Below are 21172 nucleotides of genomic sequence, written 5' to 3' on the forward strand. Positions count from 1 at the left end.
TATCATTTCCAGTTGATATGAATTTCGCTATCACCGGCAACGGTGAACTCAAGGTGTCCCTCCTTGGTTTTCTTTCCTTTGATCGTTTCTTTGCTATCCTGAAGCGTAACGGAAAATTCCGGCATTTTACCTTTTTTGGTTTTGACCAGCATCACACGACTGGTCAATCTGCCGTCACCTGCTAGTTTAAACCTTGCCGGCCTGTGTTTCTTCGGTGAAAATCCATAGGTTGGATAATCCGTGTAGATCATAAACGACTGATCCTCCACCTGCATATAATGGCGCGGCAGGATACCAAAAGCATTGCCTGCACCATAAACTTCCTGGCCAACCTCACCGGATTTTTCCCAGCCGTCATGCATATCCTCCAATGCAATCCACAGGCTAGCGTCCACTTCTCCCGTCTTCACTTCCTCCGACAGCATTTCCTTAGGCAACATCGGTGGGTAATAATACACGGCCCGCTCTACAACGAACCGGATATACTCGGCCAGTAAAAGCCGTACAGCCGGCAGGATATCCTGCCCTTCGGCGTGTTTCAAATAATCATGAAAAGCGCAGAAAACTTCCTGTTCTTCGTAAACTGCCGTATAAGGTGCATCATTTAGTGGGAAAAGCGCAAAGAACGACGGGAAATTTCGTCCGTATCCATAGTTGCAGTCCCAGAGCTGGACATTTTTGAACAGGTTCGCCAAACACAAATAGCTCAATTCTTTATATACTACCTTTTTGGTCACTTTATAGAGCCGTAATAATGCTCCGGCTGAGAACGCAGTATTATTGGCCTGGTAAAACAATTCAAATCCCAGGCCCCTCAGTTTTAACGCGGCTTTTTCAGCTTCTGCCAGGTAGCGTTTTTGGCTGGTCAGTTCCCAGGCTTGTAACATGACATGCGCATATAGTCCCGCGACATCTTTTTCACCACCTTTGCCAGGTTGAGTTTCCGCTTTGATCACTTCCAGCGTATCCATTTTATAAAACACCGGCCAGGTATAATTAAAATGGTGGGCCACCTTAATAGCATAGCCCAAAGAATCGACGAACAGTTTTTTTGCGACCTCATCGCCTTTAAGTGCCAGTCTGGACAGATTAAGCAGTGGGTGGTTCAGGTACCAGGAATCCATAACCAGGGGCTTTTTATGTTCCTCCTCACCATCCATGGTGTCCGCCACTTTCGGGTGCCAGCGCATAATGGTTCTGAGTTTCTGATCATAAAAGGCGGGCAGGCCATCCTTGATCTTTTTCATGATCGCTAACTGAGAATCGTTCCATTCCACATAATCGAGCAGAGGCAACAGCACCGCTAATTGTACCATGATCTCCGGCGGCGTTGCATAATCACAGACATAAGCATTCAAATAATGATTTCCATCCACCTGGTTCCAGCAACCCGGACTTTCGGTCAGATCCTTTAAACCTTTTTGCAGGGTATCCGGCCAGTGTTTATAGGTGGTTGCCGGCTTGGGCAATTGTAGATAAATAGCTGCCAGCAAATCTAAATACTGCCTGACCATGGCCGGTTCATCGACCGGTACCTCTTCTGATAGCGCGATATAAGCATCGCCTAACGTATAGATTTTATTAGCCTCCAGAGCTTTGTTCTTTAACGTTGGCGGTAGGGCAAAACCGATCTCCGGCCATTCACCGCCTACGGTATTTCCAGCAGAAGTTTCTGTCTGTTGATTGTAGTCCGCCAGTGCTGTCAGGTTTTGCAAATACAAAACCGAGCCTGCCTTTGGCCGGCTCAGGTTAAAGTAAAGCAGCCCGGAACGGTTGCCCACCTGACTAACTCTGATATCGCCTTCGGCTAACAGATCGCTGCCGGCAGCCCCCAGCGGTATGATATCCCTTGGCCAAAAAGGGAACAGCAGCGGAGCCGAAGTTTTAAGTGTAGCTTTTAACCGAAACACCAGGCTATTCCCGACAGGCAATTGAAGGCCTGATTGATATTCGCCGATCAATGACGAAATATGGAAAGTGACTTTTTTGTCTTTTTCCGCGATCTTCTTGAGCTGCAGTTTGTCGTTGGGCGAATAAGCCATCCGGAAAGCAATTCGGTTACGTTTTGGCCAGGACGCAACGAGCCAGCAGGAATCGCCGATCAAATAAACTTTAAAATGATAACCAGCCACATCCTTTTCGTAAATGGCGGTCAGATCAGGACTGTTCAGTTGGGCATTAACAGTCAAAAGCCAGGGTGATAGTGCATTCATGGTAAAAAATTCAATCGGTTAACAATCAATAATTACTCGAACGCTGCTAAAAAAAGCGCCAATAAAAAAATGTAAGTACATAAACTCGCCGCAAATATAAATTGTTTTAATTATCCTAATAAAATAAATATTTAATTCAAACCATAATTTTGGACTTAAAATTGCAGGTATAGTAATTCACCATTAAAAGCTATTATTATGTTTCACCACGTCAAATCTTTACAATTCAATGCAAGGGTATCCCGCCCTGATCCGCGCTTTGCCAACCTGTTATTGGAGCAATTCGGCGGCGAAAACGGAGAGCTGGCCGCGGCTATGCAGTACTTTACTCAGGCATTTGGCGCCAAGGTGCCCTACCCCGATAAATACGATATGCTAATGGATATCGCGACGGAGGAGTTCAGTCACCTTGAGATCGTTGGTGCTACTATACAGATGCTGTTGAAAGGCGTAAACGGAGAACTGAAAGATGCCGCCGACAATTCGGAGATCATGCAGGTAATGAATGGAAAAGCAGCTAAAGAAAGCATCATCCACGAGGCGCTGACAGCAAATCCGCAGTTCGTTATGATCACCGGCGGCGGTGTAACCCCGCGAAACAGCCAGGGTATTCCATGGTGTGCGTCCTATATTCACTCCAATGGCGACCTAACAGTCGACCTGCGCAGCAACCTGGCTTCCGAGTCAAGGGCCAAATTAGTCTATGAGCACCTGATGAAATTTACAGACGATCCCTATATCCATGAAACATTGTCTTTCCTGATGACCCGCGAAATAACTCATTATAAGATGTTTGAAGCAGCACTGGACAGTATTCAACCGAATTTTCCGCCTGCTGTGCTGGCTGCTGATCCGAGATATCTGCAACAAGCCTATAATTTTTCTGAAGGCACCGTTCGTGGGCCCTGGAATGAAGGCGAAATAAAAGGAATGGGTAAAGATTTTATTTATGTAAAGAATCCGCTTGATTATGTACAGGAAACGGAGGGTCAGACCAAATTACCCGAGGACTACACCAAAGACCTGAAAGCAGCGGAAAAACTCGATAAAGAGATGAGCGCTATTAAAAGCGCCGAAGTGAAAAACGCAGAGCCAAAGGGTGTTGAAAAATGGAGCAGCTACGAAGCCGCCCAGGTTTAATAGGCGATGGACAGTATTTTTTGCCGAAAGGCCAACGCGTCAAAACGCCCGAAGGATCGGGAGAGGTGGTCGAACTCATTGGGGATAAGGTAGTGATCAAGCTGGATAATGGTTCGAGCACTACGTTTCCTGCTGACAAGGTAGAGGATGACAGCAGTGCTGGATAAAAACAAGTAAAAACTAATTAAAAATAAAATACCTATGGAAATTTCAGAAAAATCCCTGTATGTGATCAATGATCTGATCAAGATCAACAATGACCGCGTAGCCGGTTTTCAAAAAGCAGGCACCGACCTAGAAAACGCCAACAACGGACTGATTACTGTCTTTAGTAAATTTGCCGATGAAAGCAGGCAATATGTTGGCGAACTCACAGATATTGCCAGGCGATACGGCGGGGAAGTTGCCGAGGGCACTAGTACTTCCGGCGACCTGCACCGTGCCTGGATCGATATCAAAGCCACATTTACAGGCCATGATCTGCTTGCTATCCTTAATGAATGCGAGCGTGGGGAAGATGCAGCAAAAGCGGCCTACCGTGACGCACTTGCCCCGGAGAGTGAATTAACTCCTGAGTTGACCCAGGTCATACAAATACAGCAACAGGGAATCAGGGAAGGTCATGATTTGATCAAGTCTTTGCGTGACCAGGCGAAATCAGCAGCCGAAACACCGGAAAGCGATGAAAATCATGTAACATCCGGAGAATCGGTTCACCAGGAACAACAAGAGCAGTTTACAGAACAACCATCCTACGAAGGGGCGGCCGGTGAGTATCAAGCCCCGAGAGCTTACGTTCCCGAGCCGGAAAGCCTGGAACAGGAGAACGACTGGGAAGAAAGTCAGGATGCGAGTTCAGGTAATTCTAAATTGTCGAAATTCTTTATCAACGAACTTAAAGACCTGCTTTGGGCTGAACGTGAACTGGTGGACACCTTGCCGGATTTAGCGGAAGCGGCTACTTCAAATGAATTAAAGAATGCTTTTGAAGAGCACCTGACAGAAACGGAAGGTCATGTGGCACGGTTGGAACAAGTTTTCGGCATCCTGGGTTTGGAATTAGAGAGTCGTAAATGTGAGGCCATGGCCGGGATCGTTGATGAAGGTGATGATATTATCAGCGCGACTGAGGAAGGTACAGCGCAACGTGACGTAGGTTTGATCTTTGCCGGGCAAAAAGCGGAGCACTACGAGATCGCCTCTTATGGCGGCATGATCGCCTTAGCCAAAACATTGGGTTACTATGAAGTTGCCGAACTGTTTGTGCTGACGCTGGACGAAGAAAAAGCAGCCGACGCTAAATTAACGGAGATTGCCGAAAGTCACGCTAATTACGATGCCAGTATAGAACAAGGTAAGGACTAATCATCTATAAAAACATGAAACCATGAGATCAATTTTGTATATCATAGCAGTTATCCTGATCATAGGATGGGCTATTGGTACTTTTGCATACGCAGCAGGCAGCCTGATACATGTTTTATTGGTGATCGCCGTGATTGCCTTTATATTGGGTCTTCTCAGAAAAGATGCGCCGACAGTATAATCATAAAAAGCCCGGCTTGCATGGCAAACCGGGCTTTTTTAATAATTTATTGGAGCATACTCAGAATAACGTTGATGGAAAAATGCGCTCCGCAAACAAACTCATCCGCTGCGCCATAATAAATGGTCAGACGATCTCCATCCACCACGTGCCCGTTGGTAAATACTACATATCCAAAAAAACCGCTTAATTCATAAGCTTCAGTCGGCACCATGATCGGTTCGATTGTCCGTGATATCACTTTTGATGGATCATTAATATCCATCAGAAAGGCGCCGAGACAGTACTGCTGCTCTGTATTTGCGCCATGATAGATCTCCAGCCAGCCCTGTGTTGTCCGGATTGGCGCGGCACCTGCGCCAACACGGGCATTGTCCCATGATCCCGACCTGGTTTTGATCAAACATTGGTGGTTGCCCCATTGCCGTCCGTCGGAAGATTCGGCAAGCCAGATATAATTGCCGCCGATCTCTTTACTGCTTGGGCGATGCAGGCAATAATATTTACCTTTAATCTTTTCTTCAAATATCGCGCAATCTTTATTGTGAGGCGGCAGGATCATCCCGCCGGATTGAAAATGCTGCCAATCTTTGGTTATTTTCAGACCTACGCCGACACCACTGTCAGATACGGCGGTATAGGTCATGTAATAAGTGTCGTCTATTTGGCTTACCCGGCAATCTTCTATACCGAAGCGTTCCAGATAGCCTTTTCCGAATAGCGGTAGATACCCCTCCTGTTCTGAAAAATGCAACCCGTCATCACTTGCTAATAGGCGCAGGTGGGATATCGTGGTCAGATAATCAAGTCCTTTGTAATTGATCACCCGCGCATCGGTTGCGATCATGTCCGGGTCGTTTAACGGCACTTCAATGATCTCTATATTACCCGTCGCATTCAGGGCAGGAAAAAAGAGCACGCCTTCCTTTTGAGATACACCTTCAGCCACCCGTACCAACAGCCAGGTCTTACCTTTAAAACGGAACACTCCAGGGTTAAGCAAGCTGATGACTTGCAGACCATCTCCGCTTGGCTTCAGATCTTTTGGCAATAATAACGGGTTTTTCGGGAAGCGTTGGGCGATGTCTTTCATCTTCTTTCAACAGTAAAATCAGGCTGCTGTTTTAATGATAAGCAAAACGATGTGTAACAAATGCCGTTTGTAAAAAACATGGAATAACCCTCAAATTGCTGCGTTTAAAAGATCAAATTGAGGCAGCTGAATCGAAATCCGAATCGTGATTTTTATGAAAAATATCTATCCCGGAGGTTTCAATTGATGTTTTGTGACTTAGTATAGGTTTTATTCCCCGGGCCTTTATTAACTCTGTAAATATTCTTCTGCAACAAAATGGAAAAGGCTAGCATTGTCTTTGACTATGTCCAGGCATTCACGGACAAGTTGAGCGTAAGGCTGATAGACAAGTTTTAACGCCATCATATTCAGCATCTGGCTGGCACCGACCTGTAAGTTTTCTATCACTGCCATATAAAACAGGATGGACATATCACTTTCAAAATGTTTGTCATCGTTAAATATCACCTGATTGTGTGCTTCCTCGATAACAGCGTTCATGCCTAAACAATCATGGGTTAGCCAGGATTCCTGCATTAACTTAAAGATCGTTTTTAAGGCGATCATTTGCCTTTTAGTGTCATCAAGATCCTCTTCTAATGCCATTTTAAGATTATTAAAGGTGGCCTGGTTGACTAATTGCGGCAGACGGTCGGTTAGACTAACCTTTGCATTGTAAAGGATACTAAGCTGCTTAATAAAAACAGTGCGCAGCTTAATGCTACTAAGCGATTGATTTGCCTGTGATTTCATGTTAGTGAGTAGGTAGCTGGAAGTTATTGGGAGTGGATATAATAATTAATAGTATTAGCGGAAAGGTAGTGCTTTATTTTCGATTAATGGAATTTGCGGGCAGGCTTGGCACATCAGCAAATGGAAATATTCGTAATATATTGATTAAAAAGCCATTTAAACATCACTCTTATAAAGAGTATGATGTGAATAATACTGTTTCTGGCACCATTTTAGACATATTGAAGCATGGGCAGGATATTATGAAAGGTAGAGGGTCAAAACTGAGTGACACTGAAATAGTACAGTTGGTTCGGTTAGCAGGTCAGGCAGGCGCAGAGGCTTTATATGACAGGTATTCTGCGGCCCTGTTTTTATCAATCATTCGTATTATTTCTAAAAAAAACCGGCAGAGGATATTCTTGTACAAGCTTTTGTGAAAATTTGAAACTCATTTTATCTTTACGAACCTGATAAACAAAGACTTTTCTCCTGGATGTTAGCTATTGCCAGAAATATGGCAGTTTGCACTATTACCTGTAATACTAATAAAACCGTTCTTCCTTTATGAAAATATTGCTTACCGGCGCCACCGGTTATATTGGACGCAGATTGTTACAGGTGCTTTTGGAAAAAGGCCACGAAGTGATTTGCGTAGTCCGGGACAAGCACCGGCTGGATATTAAAAAGTATAAGCCTGAACAAGTAACACTGGTGGAGGCTGACCTGATGAAACCAAAGACCCTGGCGGATCTTCCCAAGGATATTTCCGTCGCCTATTACCTGGTGCATTCAATGAGTATGAGCGGAGGTGATTTTAGCAGGGAAGAAAAAATATCCGCGGAGAATTTCGTTGCCTACATCGATACTACCCAGGCAGAACAAGTTATATTTTTGGGCGGAATCACTAATGAACAGCGGTTATCCAAGCACTTGGCATCAAGAAAGGTGGTGGAAGATGAGTTGCGCAAAAGTGTTGTCCCTTTGACCGCGCTGCGTGCAGGTATTATTGTCGGTTCCGGCAGCTCCTCTTTTGAAATCATTCGTGATCTGGTGGAGAAATTACCAGTCATGATCGCTCCGAAATGGTTGAAAACAAAATGCCAGCCGATCGCGATCCTTAACGTCATCCAGTTCCTTACAGGTGTATTGCATAAAAAAAACACCTATAGCAAGCACTTTGATATTTACGGGCCTGAGACATTAACCTATAAGCAGATGCTGATGGAATTTGCACAGGTCAGGAAATTGAAACGCCGGATCTGGACCATACCTGTCATGTCACCTAAATTATCTTCTTACTGGCTTTATTTCGTGACCTCAACATCCTATCCGCTTGCCAAAAACCTGGTAGAAAGTATGAAAGTTGATGTAGTGGGTGAAAAGAACGATCTGCCGAAAAGCTTACATATTGAGCTTATTCCTTATAAAGAAGCCATTAAAATAGCATTTGACAAGATCGAGCAGAATATGGTTCTTTCTACGTGGAGTGATGCGATGAACACAAGCATTTTTGATAAAGGTCTGGCGCAGCATATTGAGATACCCAGGTTTGGGGTTTTTAAAAATACACAGTCAGTTGAAGCGAAAGATCCGCACCTTGCTTTAGAGAAAATCTTCGCCATCGGCGGAAGGAATGGCTGGTATTATGCGAACTGGCTTTGGGGCTTCCGGGGCTTTTTTGACCGGCTCTTTGGCGGTGTGGGCTTGCGTCGCGGCCGCAAAAATGCCTCCGAAGTGTATCCCGGAGATACCCTGGATTTCTGGCGGGTGATCTATGCCAGTAAAGAAGAAAAGCGTTTATTGCTGTACGCCGAAATGAAACTCCCCGGCGAAGCCTGGCTGGAATTTTGTATCGACCAAGATAATTGTATACAGCAAACAGCAACTTTCCGGCCGCTGGGCCTGGGCGGACGTTTGTACTGGTACGCTATGTTGCCCTTTCATTTTTTCATCTTTAAGGGGATGCTTCACAAAATTGCTGAAATCAAAGCTATAAAGAAAAATGGTTGATTTTAATACTCCAAAATACAGTGCGATTAAACCAGTTTCCCAAACATTTATATCCGAAGCGTGTTAGTCTTAAGCACTTCAAATAGACAGGAAATAAATTGCAGAATCATAAACGTATTGCCATTCTCGGCGGGGGGCCGAGCGGCCTGTTCATGTTTAAAAGATTGGTGGACTCCAAAAGAACGGATGTCAGCATCATCATTTTTGAACAAAAAAACCGGTTAGGTGCCGGTATGCCGTATAGTGCCGAAGGCGCTAATGACGAGCATATCACGAATGTATCTGGTAACGAAATCCCCTTACTGGTTACCCCCTTGGCCGATTGGATAAAAAATGCACCAAAAGACACCCTCGATAAATTTCATATTGATGCTGAACGTTTCAACGAATATAAAGTATTGCCCAGGTTGTTGTTTGGTCAATACCTGACGGCTCAGTTCAACCTGCTGCAAAAACAAGCAAAGGAAACGGGCATTGAATTCGAGATACGTTATAACAGCCCGGTAACTGATATTATCGATCAGCCTCAACAGGAACATGTTTTAGTAGAAATAAATGGCAAGGATCAAATTGAATTTGACCAGGTGATTATTTGTACGGGCCATAACTGGCCGGTTAAACATGAAGGCGTGGTACCCAATTATTTTGACTCTCCTTATCCACCTGTTAAGCTGGCGCTGAAACTGGACCATCCGGTTGCTATTAAAGGTTCCTCCCTGACCGCGGTTGACGCGATCAGGACACTATCCCGGTATAACGGAACTTTTTTAAAAGACCAAAACGGCCGTTTATCCTACCAGACCCTGGAAGATAACCCGGACTTTAAATTAGTCCTGCATACCCGTAACGGGATGCTGCCGGCGGTAAGATTCCATCTGGAGGATTCCCATTTAACCAGTGATTCCCTGCTTAGCAAGGAAGAGGTTGCTGTACATATCAAAAACAATAATGGTTTTCTTTCTTTGGACTATGTATTTGAAAAAGACTTTAAGGAACCCATTCGTGATAAAGAACCCGCATTCTATGAACAGATCAAAGACATGCGCCTGGAAGAATTCGTAGCTAAAATGATGGAACTGCGCGAACGCCTTGACCCGTTTCAATTGCTTAAGGCGGAATATGAAGAGGCCGAAAAATCAATCAAACGAAAAGAATCGGTTTACTGGAAAGAAATGCTGGGGGTGCTGAGCTTTGCTTTAAACTATCCGGCAAAACATTTGTCAGCAGAAGATATGCAGCGACTGCAGAAATCCCTTATCCCGCTGATCTCCATTGTGATCGCTTATATCCCGCAAAGTTCAAGCGAAGAATTACTGGCTCTTCACCAGGCCGGTGTGTTAAGCCTTATTCCGGTTGGGGACGACAGTGAAGTAGAGGCCGCAACTGAAGGTGGTGCGATCTATCATTACACCGACGAAACCGGTCAGGAACAAACGGTTTACTTCAATACGTATATTGATTGTGTTGGCCAGCCGCACTTAGCGTTTGAAGACCTTCCGTTTAAAAGCCTGCTCCATAACAAGACCGTCAGCCCGGCGCGTCTGAAATTCAGCTCAGCGGCGGAGGGACGTAAGGCATTGGATGAAGGAAAAGAGGTATCACAGGACCAAAACGGTGATTATTATTTAAAAGTACCTGGCATCACGATCAATGATCATTTCCAAGTGGTAGATACCTACGGTGCTTTCAATGACCGCATCTATATCATGGCGGTACCTTATATCGGTGGTTACAACCCAGATTATTCTGGCCTCGATTTCAGTGAGGAAGCCTCCGCTATCATTATTAAAAAATTATAGTATGAAACTGTATTTATTATTACTGGGGGCGGAAGCACCCGGGCGAAATATAGAGCAACATGATTATTTTTTCGGTATTGCTGATCACCTGGCAGAGCTTGTGCCTGCGGTTAAAACATTCTGGCCCGAAGCTGGTAACAGCTTGCACATAGATGGATGGCGGGAAGTAACTAAAGTAGATAATAGTTCCATAAGGGTTGAGTTGCAAAGTGACGAAGCCCCGATCGCGCTAAAGAAACTATTTTTTTTAAATCTCGGTGGTTATACCAGCGGCAAGCTTGAAGAACAGCATTATACCCTATTGACCGTTCAGGAAAACCGTACAAAGGCTATCCAGGCCGCTAAGACGAGTGTTTTTTTTAAAACCAATTCCTTAAAAGGTATTGCTACTTCCCATATCGATGAAAAGTATGGCGTGGATGTGGACAATATCTACCAGATAGAGGATTTGCTACTGCCCGTATTCAAAGAAAAATACCGTATAGTCATCAGTGACGATACAGAACTTTCCGGGGACGAAATTCACCTGGGCTATTTTAAACTGGATAAGATCAAATGACACCAGTTGAGCTATTAACCAACTGGGTGAAATTAAAACACACGGGGCAGCTTATAAAACGCAGTGGGGAACCTTATTTTAATCACCTGCTCGCTGTGGCTGAAATGGCAAAGTCTGCAACCCCGATGGGTTATGAGATCGGTCTTTGCCACGATCTTTTAGAGGATACGGGTACGGATGCAGAAGAATTGCTGGAAAACCTGGTTCACTTTGGCTACGAGGATATGACAGCCAGTTATATCACAAGCCGTGTTGTCGAACTGACCGATGTTTACACAGCATCCACTTACCCGGATTTAAGTAAAATCGAACGGAAGGAGAAAGAAGCCACCCGCCGGGCTACTGTCAGTCCTGGCGCCCAAACGATTGAATATGCTGACCTGATCTATAATATCGGCTGGATGTTACAATATGATCAAAAACACGCAGAAAAATACCTTAAAAGGAAGCGGGCTCTGATCGGACAAATGGTAACCGGGGATTCGGGATTGCGTCAAAGAGTATTGGCTGTTATTGATAAGGCATTAATAACCTAATCTGGTTTTAATTCTTTTATTCAGCTCAAAGCCTTGTTGCATACGCAGTTCATCCCATAGCCCGGATTATGATCAGAAAATATAGGTCCACTGATTCCCCAAATTGCGGAATCAGTGAAATTGTCATCATAATGCAGATAACACCTTTCTTATATTTCAACGTAGATTAACCAGCTAGTATTTGGCGTGTTTACCGTTCTGTCCTTCCCTCACCCAGTTGCCGGTATACCGCGCGTCTGCTGACATCTTTTTACCCGTTTCGCCTGGAAATAAAAAAGATTAAATAAAAAATGCCGCTGAACCCCGTTATGGGATAGCAGCGGCATCCTGCGGAGCAGATACAGCGGAAAGCTCGGGCCTCAGGCAATGGAAAAGAATGCGGATATCCGGGAATAATTCGATCAGATTTGATAAATAAGCAGGCGGTCGACAGGTGCTTAAATCAACGTTAGTTTATAAGTAATTAATTAGTTTAATTAGTAGGTCATTTTTATGCGTTTTTTGCTATTAAGGAAAGGATTTTTTTATTTTAGCTGTAAATTTTCAGCCTCCCGTCCTAATGCGCCTCAACTTTAATCGAAATCTCCAGATCGGCTATGGGATCTCTATCCTGATGCTCGTTATTGTTGGCTTTATTTCCTACCGGACTGTCCATCAATTGCTGGATAGCAATCACGCGGTGGAACATAGCAACCTGATCATACAGAAGCTCGAAAAAACGATATCGGTGATGAAGGATGCAGAAACGGGTCAGCGTGGCTATTTACTCACCAACCGCAGGCAGTTCCTCGAACCTTATAACGGCGCATACCAGGAAGCCAATGGCCTTGTCAATCAGGTAGCAGTCTTAACGAAGGATAATCCAGGTCAGCAAAGGAATATGGCAGCGATCCACGGGATCCTGCTGCAACGCATGACCATTCTGCAATCGCTTATTGAAATGCGGCAGCAGGATAAGGCTATCACCGCTAATGATCTGGATGCCGGTAAAGCGGCGATGGATGCGTTACGCCTGGCTATCAACAAAGCAGAAAACGACGAACAGGTTTTACTGGATCACCGGATAGCGCAGTTAAACCGCTATACTTTGCAGACCCCTTTATTTATCGTTCTGGCGATCCTGCTGGGTTTACTGATCTCGGTTCTATCGTATATTAAGGTGACCCGCGACATCAAAGAAAAAGACCGGCTACAGGCTGAACTCTTCCTAAAAGAACAGGAAACAGCCGCATTCAACGAAGAGCTCACCGCAGCAAACGAGGAAATCACGGCATCGAACGAGGAGCTCACCGCCATCAACGAAGAATTAGTAGAGGCGCAGGAAGAAATAAATACACTGAACCGCTCGCTGGAAGAAAAAGTAGCAATAAGAACCAAGGCGTTGCAGGAAAGCGAAGAGGAAAGCCAGGCCCTTAACGAGGAATTGACGGCGATCAATGAAGAGCTCGCCGCTGCCAATGAAGAATACCGGGCCACCAATGAAGAATTGGAGCGTGCGCGGGATCAAATGGAAAAGAGTGAAGAGCTGTTCCGCGCCATTGCGCATAATATTCCCGGCTCATTGATCATGGTGGTCGGGCCGGACCATAACGTATTGATGTTGGAAGGAGACCTGCTTGACGAGCTCCATTATAAGGGCGAAGCACATGAGGGTAAGCATCTGGCGGAAGTTACCTCACCCGAGCGATACGCGGCCAACCGTGGATTGTATGAACGGATGCTGGCGGGAGAGCAGTTCCGGATTGGTCGCAAAGGCGATGGCGATGCGGACTACCAGGTGGATTTTGTGCCGTTGCGGAATGAGTCAGCAAACGTTTATGCCGGCCTGATTATCGCCCTTGACATCACTGATCTCAAAAAGGCCGAAGAAAGAAGCGCCAAACTGGCGGCTATTGTAGAGTCCTCTGATGACGCTATTATCAGCAAAACGCTGGATGGGATCATTACCAGCTGGAATCACGGTGCGGAGCGCATGTTCGGCTATAAGGAAGCGGAAATGATCGGCCAGTCGATCCTCAAACTGATCCCTGAAGACCGGCATGACGAAGAACCTGAAATCATTGCAAGAATAAAAAACGGCCAAAGTGTGGAGCATTTTGAAACGAAAAGACTGACCATAGATGGCAAACTGATGGATTTATCACTGACGATCTCCCCTATCAGGGACATCACCGGAAATATAACAGGCGTTTCAAAAATAGCCCGCGATATTTCTGAAAGAAAAAAAGACGAAATCCGGAAAAATGATTTTATCGGCATGGTAAGTCATGAACTCAAGACGCCGCTGACCTCGCTGACCGCCCTGATACAGGTGCTGAACCAGCGGCTCAAAACCCATATAGATCCATTTGTCCCCTCTGCGTTGGGAAAAGCCAATGTTCAAGTCAAAAAAATGACCGGTATGATCAATGGCTTTTTAAATATTGCCCGGCTGGAATCCGGCCAGATCCAGATCGAAAAACAACAATTCAACCTGGAAGAACTGATCAGTGAGGTGATTGACGAAGCAACGCTGACAGTTTCCAGCCATACTTTTTATTTTGAGCCTGGTGCATCTAAAATTGTTGATGCTGACCGGGAAAAGATCGACTCGGTTATATCCAACCTATTGAGCAATGCCGTCAAATATTCACCTAAGGGTAAACAGGTCACGATCAAATGCGGTATAACAGGCAGCACCGTTCTGGTTAGTGTTGAGGACGAAGGAATGGGGATCAAATCAGACGACCTTGTTAAACTGTTTGAGCGTTATTACCGCGTCAACAGCAACCACACTCAGCATATTTCCGGCTTTGGCATCGGTTTATACCTGAGCGCCGAAATTATCCGGCGGCATGATGGAAAGATCTGGGCGGAAAGTGAAAGCGGCAAAGGCAGTACCTTTTTCTTTACTTTACCGCTTGGATAAACCTCCGGAACTGTATCCCTTCTGTTAATTTTAAATCGTTCAAGACAACGGTAAGGATCCGCGCGACACCTGTGAGCTAAAATCAAATCGTTTTAACAGCGCTAACGGCGCTACAAATTATCGCTATCAGTCCAAACAATTTAATCAATGTTAAGTTAAAAATGTAGCAGCAGTTTAGAGCCGATCCTTGCGGTACCCTATTCGCCTAAGTTTAGCGCCAACATTTTACGTCACTTATAATGACCTACTTGGAGTTTAACCACCAACTTGTTTTGGAATTGCAATTGACAAAGCAAAACACCTTACTTATGTATAACAACTTGAAGGGTGCGAAGGGTTACCTTGATCATTATGAATGTGATCTGTATATGGAGGCAGTTGATGAATTTCATTCACTGGCCAATCAAACAGAGCACTAGATGAACCTGTTTCTCAGCGGAAGCATTTGCCCGTATGATGACATGGATTAAACAGGTGTCCGTCAGCAGGTATCATAGTAAGGAATATAAGCGAAGATGTAGAACCTACCCAATAAAAAAATAGCGTTATGAGTCTGAAAGAGTATGTCAAAAAGAGAGATTTCACAAAAACAGCAGAACCCAAAGCCGGAAAAAGCAGAGATAAGGATCATCTGATCTTTGTTGTTCAAAAGCACGATGCCAGCAGGCTGCATTATGATTTCCGGCTGGAGATGGATGACGTATTGAAAAGCTGGGCTGTACCTAAAGGTCCGATGCTTGATCCTAAAGTAAAACACCTGGCCATGATGGTGGAAGACCACCCACTTGATTATCTCAATTTTGAGGGAATTATCCCTAAGGGCGAATATGGCGGCGGCACCGTCATTGTTTGGGATGAAGGCACTTATGAACCTATTGAAAAGATCAAAGGAAAGAAGGCACAGGAAAAACACCTGTTGAAGCAATTAGCCTCCGGTCAGTTAAAGATCAGGTTACATGGCGAAAAGCTAAATGGTGAGTTCGCCATGGTTAAAACGCATGGGATGGGAGAAAATGCCTGGTTGATGATCAAACATGATGATGAGTTCGCCAGCAGTAAAGATGTTACTAAACAAGATAAATCTGTATTGTCCGGGAAAACCATCGAAACGATGGCCAGCACGAGCGAAAAAGTTTGGCAACACGGGCACGAAGAGAATCTTGAAAAAAAATCACAAAAACCAATCAAAAAGGCAGTAGAAGAAACCGGTGAAAAGTTAAACAATCAAGTTGAAAGTGCTGAAACGAAAACATTGAATGTCGCTGCTATATTGAAGACCGCCGCTAAATCCAAGGTACCGGCTGGGATCAAACCCATGAAGGCGACTTTGGTAGATGAACCATTTGACGACCCTGGCTGGTTATACGAAGTAAAATGGGATGGTTACCGGGCCATCGCCATACTGGATAAAAAAGAAAGCGCGCAACTGATCTCCCGCAACAACCTGCCTTTTGATAAGTACTATCCTATTAACGAGGCGTTAAAGAGTTGGGATATGAGCGCTGTGCTCGACGGTGAATTACTGGTATTGAACGATAAGGGCATATCCGACTTTGGCGCCATGCAAAATTGGCGCAGCGAAGCGGATGGAAACCTGGTTTATTACATCTTTGATGTCCTGTGGTATGAAGGTAAGAACCTGATGAATTTGCCGCTCAGGGAACGGCAAGCCGTTTTGCGGGATATTCTGCCTACAGACAATGACCATATCCGCCAGAGCAGTGTGTTTGAAGCCAGTGGCATCGAATTCTTTGCTGCTGCAGAACGCATGGGACTGGAAGGAATCATTGCCAAAAAAGCAGACAGCACATATACTTCGGACCTGCGCAGCAAGGAATGGCTAAAAATAAAAGTACAACGCAGGCAGGAAGTCGTGATCGCGGGCTTTACTAAAAATGAAGGTACCAGTAAATCTTTCAGCGCGTTAATACTGGGAATTTATAAAAACCATGTTTTACAGTTTGCAGGCAAGGTAGGAACGGGCTTTTCCGATAAAATGCAAAAAGAAATGATGACGCAATTCAAACCCCTGATCACGGATAAGAGTCCTTTTGATCATGAAGTGGACGTCGATAAGCCATCCCGTTTTCGTCCAAAAAGAATGGGTGCTAAACCAACCTGGCTAAAGCCTGAACTGATATGTGAAGTAAATTTTGCAGAAGTGACCGGTGACGGAGTGTTCCGGCAAGCTTCATTTAAGGGAATGCGTAGCGACAAAAAAGCTAAAGACATAGTTTTAGAAACACCATTGGATACAGAAGAAACGGTGGCAGAGGCGGATAAAAATCAGCGACAGAAGTCCACGAGAAAAACGGATACTAAAAGTCAAAAGCCCGGCCTGGCATTAGCACCGATTAAAAATACCGACCGGAAAACCCTGCTTAACCCAACAGAAGATACCCAGGTCAAAACCGTTTGTGGACATCAGCTGAAGTTTAATCATGTAACCAAGCTTTACTGGCCAGAAGATAAGATCACCAAAGGGCAAATGTTGAATTATTATTACAGGGTCGGCGAATTGATGATACCTTATCTGAAAGACAGGCCAATGTCCCTCAATCGTTTTCCGGGTGGAATACACGGACAAAGTTTTTACCAGAAGAATGTTACCGACAAGGCACCGGACTGGGCCAAAACCTTTGCGCATACTACGGATGATGGAAAAGAAACCAATTATTTGGTTGGCACGGACGAAGCCAGTTTACTTTGGATGAACTCCTTAGGCTGTATAGAGATCAATCCCTGGTTTAGCCGGGTTCAATCGCCCGACAATCCGGACTATTGTGTCATTGATCTTGACCCGGATAAGCATACGTACGACCAGGTTGTACAAGCAGCCCTGGAAGTAAAAAAAATTCTGGATGCTGTAGATGTTCCCTGTTATCCAAAAACTTCCGGATCTACAGGCATGCATATTTATATACCATTGGAAGCGAAGTATACCTATCACCAATCACAAATGTTCGCCAACATGATCGTCAAACTGGTACATCAACAGGTCCCGGATTTCACCAGTTTGGAACGCAGTATCGCCGCGCGTGAGGGTAAAATGTACCTGGATTTTTTACAGAACAGACCGGGTGCTACTATTGCCGGCCCCTACTCTTTGCGCCCTAAACCCGGAGCAACGGTTTCCATGCCGCTCAACTGGGATGAAGTCAAACCGGGACTGACTATCCAGCATTTTAACATTCATAATGCTATGGACCGGTTGAAAGAAACCGGAGATCTTTTTAAAGGGGTTTTAGGTAAAGGAATCGACCTGGAAAAGACGATCAAAAAAGCACACCGTATTTTTAAATAGACAGAAACAACATATCAGGAATCGGCCCGCATTTTTCGTTACAGGTGCAAAAGAACTTTTTTTTATTGTCCTGTAAATTATACCCTATAGCTATTTTTTGTACAATTGGAATAAATAAAAACGGAATTTAACGGCTATTTCAGAATGGTATTGAGTTTGCATACCTGAATTATCATTTACACTAAAAGAAAAATTATGAGATCGATATTGTATATCATAGCTGTTATCCTGGTTATAGGATGGGCTATCGGAACATTCGCTTACGCGGCAGGAGGTTTAATTCACATTTTACTAGTGATTGCCGTAATTTCTTTATTACTGGGTATCCTGCGAAAAGATACTTCGGTTGTATAAAAATAAACATATCCCTGAGGTATTGTGCAGCCCGGCTTGTTTAAACTAGCCGGGCTTTATCTTAAAAAAGCAACTCATGACCAGTCTGGGTTGAAATTAGCGGGTATAAAGTATATATACACGATAAACAACTACATAAGTCAAAATCCCCGGCCTGTGGCTGTCTGGATTCTGTGATTGGTAGACGGACTATTGTTTATCAGAGAAAACTTTAAATAGCGCTTTATTTACACATGATGTAAAACCTTTAAGTCCCGATTGTTGTTGTGAATCAACCTGCTACTTTGCCGATCAGAAACCACTGTTTATCCCGCTTCCCCGCCTACCGATAATGAAATCAATTAAATGAAGAAGAACACCAATACTAACCCGGGAAAAAAAAGTATTTGGAAATGGTTAACGGTATTGGGCCCTGGCCTGACTACCGGAGCAGCCGATGACGACCCGTTCGGCATTGCTACCTATTCGCAAACAGGTGCACAGTTTGGCTATGGACAACTGTGGACGGCGCTATATATGCTGCCTTTTATGACGGCGGTACAGGAAGCCTGTGCCCGTATTGGGCTCGTGACCGGAAAAGGTATCGCGGCAGTGGTAAAGGACAACTATAACCGCACTGTACTGTATGGCGTGGTCGGGCTGGTCGTTATCGCCAACACGATTAACATTGGAGCAGACATTGGCGCTATGGCTTCAGCCGCCCAATTATTAATTCCCATACCATTTACGGTACTGACACTATCATTCACGGCACTTATCCTGTTACTGGAAATATTTACCAATTATAAGGTATATTCCCGGATCCTCAAGTGGCTTGCGCTGACACTGCTATCCTATCCGATTACCGTTTTTATTATTCACCAGGACTGGCCAACCGTACTGAAAGCTACGGTAACGCCGCATTTTGAATTTAACTTCGCTTTTTTATTCATCATTACCGGCGTATTCGGCACAACAATTACCCCTTATATGTTTTTTTGGGAGGCTTCGCAGGAAGTAGAGGAAGAAAGGGAAAAGGGACTGCTCAGAAAAGGGAAGCCAGCTATTAGCTGGAGTCATATCCACAGAATGCGGAAAGACAATACCGCAGGCATGATTATTTCCGAATTTACCACATGGTGCATTCTTTTAGTGGGCGCTACCGTATTACATAATAGCGGCATAAAAGATCTTAAAACGGCTGCTGACGCCGCTAAGGCATTGGAACCTTTAGTGCATTCTTTTCCCAACGCGGGCTATTTGGCTAAACTGATCTTTTCGGTTGGTATTATCGGCCTCGGTCTCCTGGCTGTGCCTGTATTATCAGGATCAGCTGCTTACGCAGTTTCTGAGGCGGCAAACTGGAATGCCAGTCTTAATCTTAAGTTAAAAAGAGCACATGGGTTTTATGGCGTAATTACCATTGCCACCGTAATCGGGCTGATCATCAATTTCGTTGGGATCAATCCGGTAAAAGCCTTAGTTTTTACTGCGGTACTCAATGGAGTTGCGGCTGTTCCGTTGTTATTTCTGATCGTTAAAATTACCGCCAGTGAAAAGATTATGGGAGAATATAAGAGCGGTTGGCTATCCAAGGCGCTGTTATGGATTACTTTTATAGTGATGGGTGCTGCTTCGGTCGCGCTTTTCTTTACTTTATAATGTGAGATTTCATCATCTATTAAGCTTCGGTTATGAAAATTAAATACTTCCTTGTGGTCATATGTTTGATGGTTAGCCAAATAGTTTGCGCACAAACTGATACGTTAAAAATTTCTTTTCAGCAAGCGGAGAGAACGTTTCTGGAAAACAACCTTGGCCTGATTGCAGAACGCTTCCATGTCGCGGCGGTCAGGGCTCTGATCGATCAGGCTAAGCTCTGGGACAATCCCACTCTCGCTACGGATCAAAACCTATATGATAACACACATACTTTTTTTAATCATGCCCATGGCAATGGTGAAATTTATGCGGTACTGAGCCAGGTTTTTCTTACTGCCGGAAAACGAGGTAAAGAAATTCGAATGGCTCGTGATCAGGCAAGCCTGGAGGAGGCGCAATTTCGTGTCCTGATGCGAAACCTCCATTACAATTTACAGCTGGACTTTGCGCAGCTGGCCACCTTAAACGAACAAGCCAAGGTGTTTCGTTATGAAATGACGGCTGGTGATAGCCTTGTCAAAGCTATTGAGAACGCTTATAAAACTGATAAAACCAAAGAAAAAGATGTGATCCGTTTGAAGGCATTACTTTTTAGTGTGGAAAACGATCAGGTAGATAACAGCAGCCAGATCAATAACCTGGAAGCGGAACTCAAAAGCTTGCTTCGAACCAAATCCACTGTTTTTATTCTGCCATTGGTGAAAGTTATCCCGACTGAGGAAACGGAATTTAATATTCCTGAGCTGATCAGGAAGGCTCAGCAGAACCGCGCTGATTTTCAGGCGGCGCAGTATACCGTGGATTATGCCGCGGACAACCTGGCCTATCAAAAATCTTTGGCGATCCCCAATGTAACGGTCGGTGTTGACTATGACCGGATCAATAGTTATGCGCCGAATTACCTGGGTCTGCAAATCGGTCTGCCGCTGCCCGTATTTAACCGGAATCAAGGTAATATCAAGTCAGCGCGTTATAACCTTGAAAGCCAGCAAAACCAAGTAAAAGACAATGAACTCCGCCTGGAAAATGGCGTTATCGCCACCGTGCAGCAATACCAATTAAGCAAAGCACTGCTTGTCAATAAACATTTGGAATTCAACGAACAGTATGATCGTTTGTTCAAAACTCTTTTAGTCAATTATAAAAGTGGGAAAACCGGATTAACCGATTTTGTAGATTTCTTTGATTCTTATAAAGACACCAAGTTAAAAATTCTCCAGCAACAATTTAATTTGCAAAAGGCAATCGCGGATGTCAATTATACGGTCGGTACTACAGTCGTTAAATAGCAGGTAGCTGTTCTAGCAAATCATCCGGATCTATGCTACTTTTGGGGGACGGTACGACAGGAG

At 44.5% G+C, this 21172-nt stretch carries 17 protein-coding genes; 14 read left to right on the plus strand and 3 right to left on the minus strand.

The genetic code is table 11. The annotated features are described in order from the left end of the window. Window positions 1-2 precede the first annotated feature (2 nt). On the minus strand, window positions 3-2213 hold the full coding sequence (locus BW976_RS01755) for a hypothetical protein (RefSeq protein WP_076369777.1): 2211 nt from the start codon (window positions 2211-2213) through the stop codon (window positions 3-5). A 198-nt stretch (window positions 2214-2411) separates the two neighbouring features. On the opposite strand from BW976_RS01755, the gene BW976_RS01760 reads away from it, so the two are divergent. The 4 genes from BW976_RS01760 to BW976_RS28965 are packed head-to-tail and all read left to right on the plus strand — an operon-like array spanning window position 2412 to window position 4899. Then, window positions 2412-3353, plus strand: coding sequence for a manganese catalase family protein (locus BW976_RS01760; protein ID WP_076369779.1), 942 nt, complete (start codon window positions 2412-2414; stop codon window positions 3351-3353). Beyond that, window positions 3323-3520, plus strand: a complete 198-nt coding sequence (locus tag BW976_RS28960) for a hypothetical protein (protein WP_139332163.1) — start codon at window positions 3323-3325, stop codon at window positions 3518-3520. Before BW976_RS01760 ends, BW976_RS28960 begins: the two co-directional genes overlap by 31 nt. A 34-nt stretch (window positions 3521-3554) precedes the next feature. Beyond that, on the plus strand, window positions 3555-4718 hold the full coding sequence (locus tag BW976_RS29770) for a DUF892 family protein (protein ID WP_245834598.1): 1164 nt from the start codon (window positions 3555-3557) through the stop codon (window positions 4716-4718). A 22-nt stretch (window positions 4719-4740) separates the two neighbouring features. Beyond that, window positions 4741-4899, plus strand: a complete 159-nt coding sequence (locus BW976_RS28965; protein ID WP_139332164.1) for a lmo0937 family membrane protein — start codon at window positions 4741-4743, stop codon at window positions 4897-4899. 46 nt (window positions 4900-4945) lie between these two features. On the opposite strand, the gene BW976_RS01775 is transcribed toward BW976_RS28965, so the two are convergent. Together BW976_RS01775 and BW976_RS01780 are read right to left on the minus strand one after the other, a co-directional pair. Next, window positions 4946-5950, minus strand: a complete 1005-nt coding sequence (locus tag BW976_RS01775) for a glycoside hydrolase family 130 protein (RefSeq protein ID WP_317042912.1) — start codon at window positions 5948-5950, stop codon at window positions 4946-4948. Between the two features lie 270 nt (window positions 5951-6220). Next, window positions 6221-6727, minus strand: a complete 507-nt coding sequence (locus tag BW976_RS01780; protein WP_076369783.1) for a DUF892 family protein — start codon at window positions 6725-6727, stop codon at window positions 6221-6223. Between the two features lie 86 nt (window positions 6728-6813). Here BW976_RS01780 and BW976_RS01785 point away from each other — a divergent pair, with 86 nt between their 5' ends. From BW976_RS01785 to BW976_RS01830, 10 genes are all read left to right on the plus strand, one after another. Then, window positions 6814-7146 carry a hypothetical protein gene (locus BW976_RS01785; RefSeq protein ID WP_076369784.1) on the plus strand — a complete coding sequence of 111 codons (333 nt, stop codon included), beginning with the start codon at window positions 6814-6816 and terminating at the stop codon, window positions 7144-7146. Window positions 7147-7273: 127 nt separating this feature from the next. Then, the gene (locus BW976_RS01790) at window positions 7274-8719 is read left to right on the plus strand and encodes an SDR family oxidoreductase (protein ID WP_076369786.1); all 1446 of its coding nucleotides are present in this window, start codon (window positions 7274-7276) and stop codon (window positions 8717-8719) included. A 98-nt stretch (window positions 8720-8817) separates the two neighbouring features. After that, window positions 8818-10518, plus strand: coding sequence for an FAD/NAD(P)-binding protein (locus BW976_RS01795; RefSeq protein WP_076369788.1), 1701 nt, complete (start codon window positions 8818-8820; stop codon window positions 10516-10518). Between the two features lies 1 nt (window position 10519). Beyond that, window positions 10520-11077: a DUF1543 domain-containing protein gene (locus tag BW976_RS01800; RefSeq protein ID WP_076369790.1), complete on the plus strand. Its 558-nt coding sequence runs from the start codon at window positions 10520-10522 to the stop codon at window positions 11075-11077. Next, complete coding sequence (locus BW976_RS01805; protein ID WP_076369792.1) at window positions 11074-11613, plus strand: hypothetical protein; 540 nt, start codon at window positions 11074-11076, stop codon at window positions 11611-11613. The genes BW976_RS01800 and BW976_RS01805 overlap by 4 nt, the downstream gene beginning before the upstream one ends. Window positions 11614-12172: 559 nt before the next feature. Beyond that, a complete protein-coding gene (locus BW976_RS01810; protein ID WP_084192012.1) occupies window positions 12173-14521 on the plus strand; it encodes a PAS domain S-box protein in 2349 nt (782 codons plus the stop codon). A 547-nt stretch (window positions 14522-15068) separates the two neighbouring features. Beyond that, window positions 15069-17825: a DNA ligase D gene (gene ligD, locus BW976_RS01820; protein ID WP_076369798.1), complete on the plus strand. Its 2757-nt coding sequence runs from the start codon at window positions 15069-15071 to the stop codon at window positions 17823-17825. A gap of 195 nt (window positions 17826-18020) precedes the next feature. Beyond that, window positions 18021-18179: a lmo0937 family membrane protein gene (locus BW976_RS28970; protein ID WP_139332165.1), complete on the plus strand. Its 159-nt coding sequence runs from the start codon at window positions 18021-18023 to the stop codon at window positions 18177-18179. Window positions 18180-18524: 345 nt separating this feature from the next. Then, the gene (locus BW976_RS01825) at window positions 18525-19820 is read left to right on the plus strand and encodes an NRAMP family divalent metal transporter (protein ID WP_076369800.1); all 1296 of its coding nucleotides are present in this window, start codon (window positions 18525-18527) and stop codon (window positions 19818-19820) included. Between the two features lie 32 nt (window positions 19821-19852). Next, entirely contained in the window at window positions 19853-21109 is a 1257-nt protein-coding gene (locus BW976_RS01830) for a TolC family protein (RefSeq protein ID WP_076369802.1), read from the plus strand. Window positions 21110-21172 lie beyond the last annotated feature (63 nt).

Origin of the sequence: Mucilaginibacter lappiensis (assembly GCF_900155965.1) — a bacterium.
GTDB classification, from domain to species: Bacteria; Bacteroidota; Bacteroidia; order Sphingobacteriales; family Sphingobacteriaceae; genus Mucilaginibacter; species Mucilaginibacter lappiensis.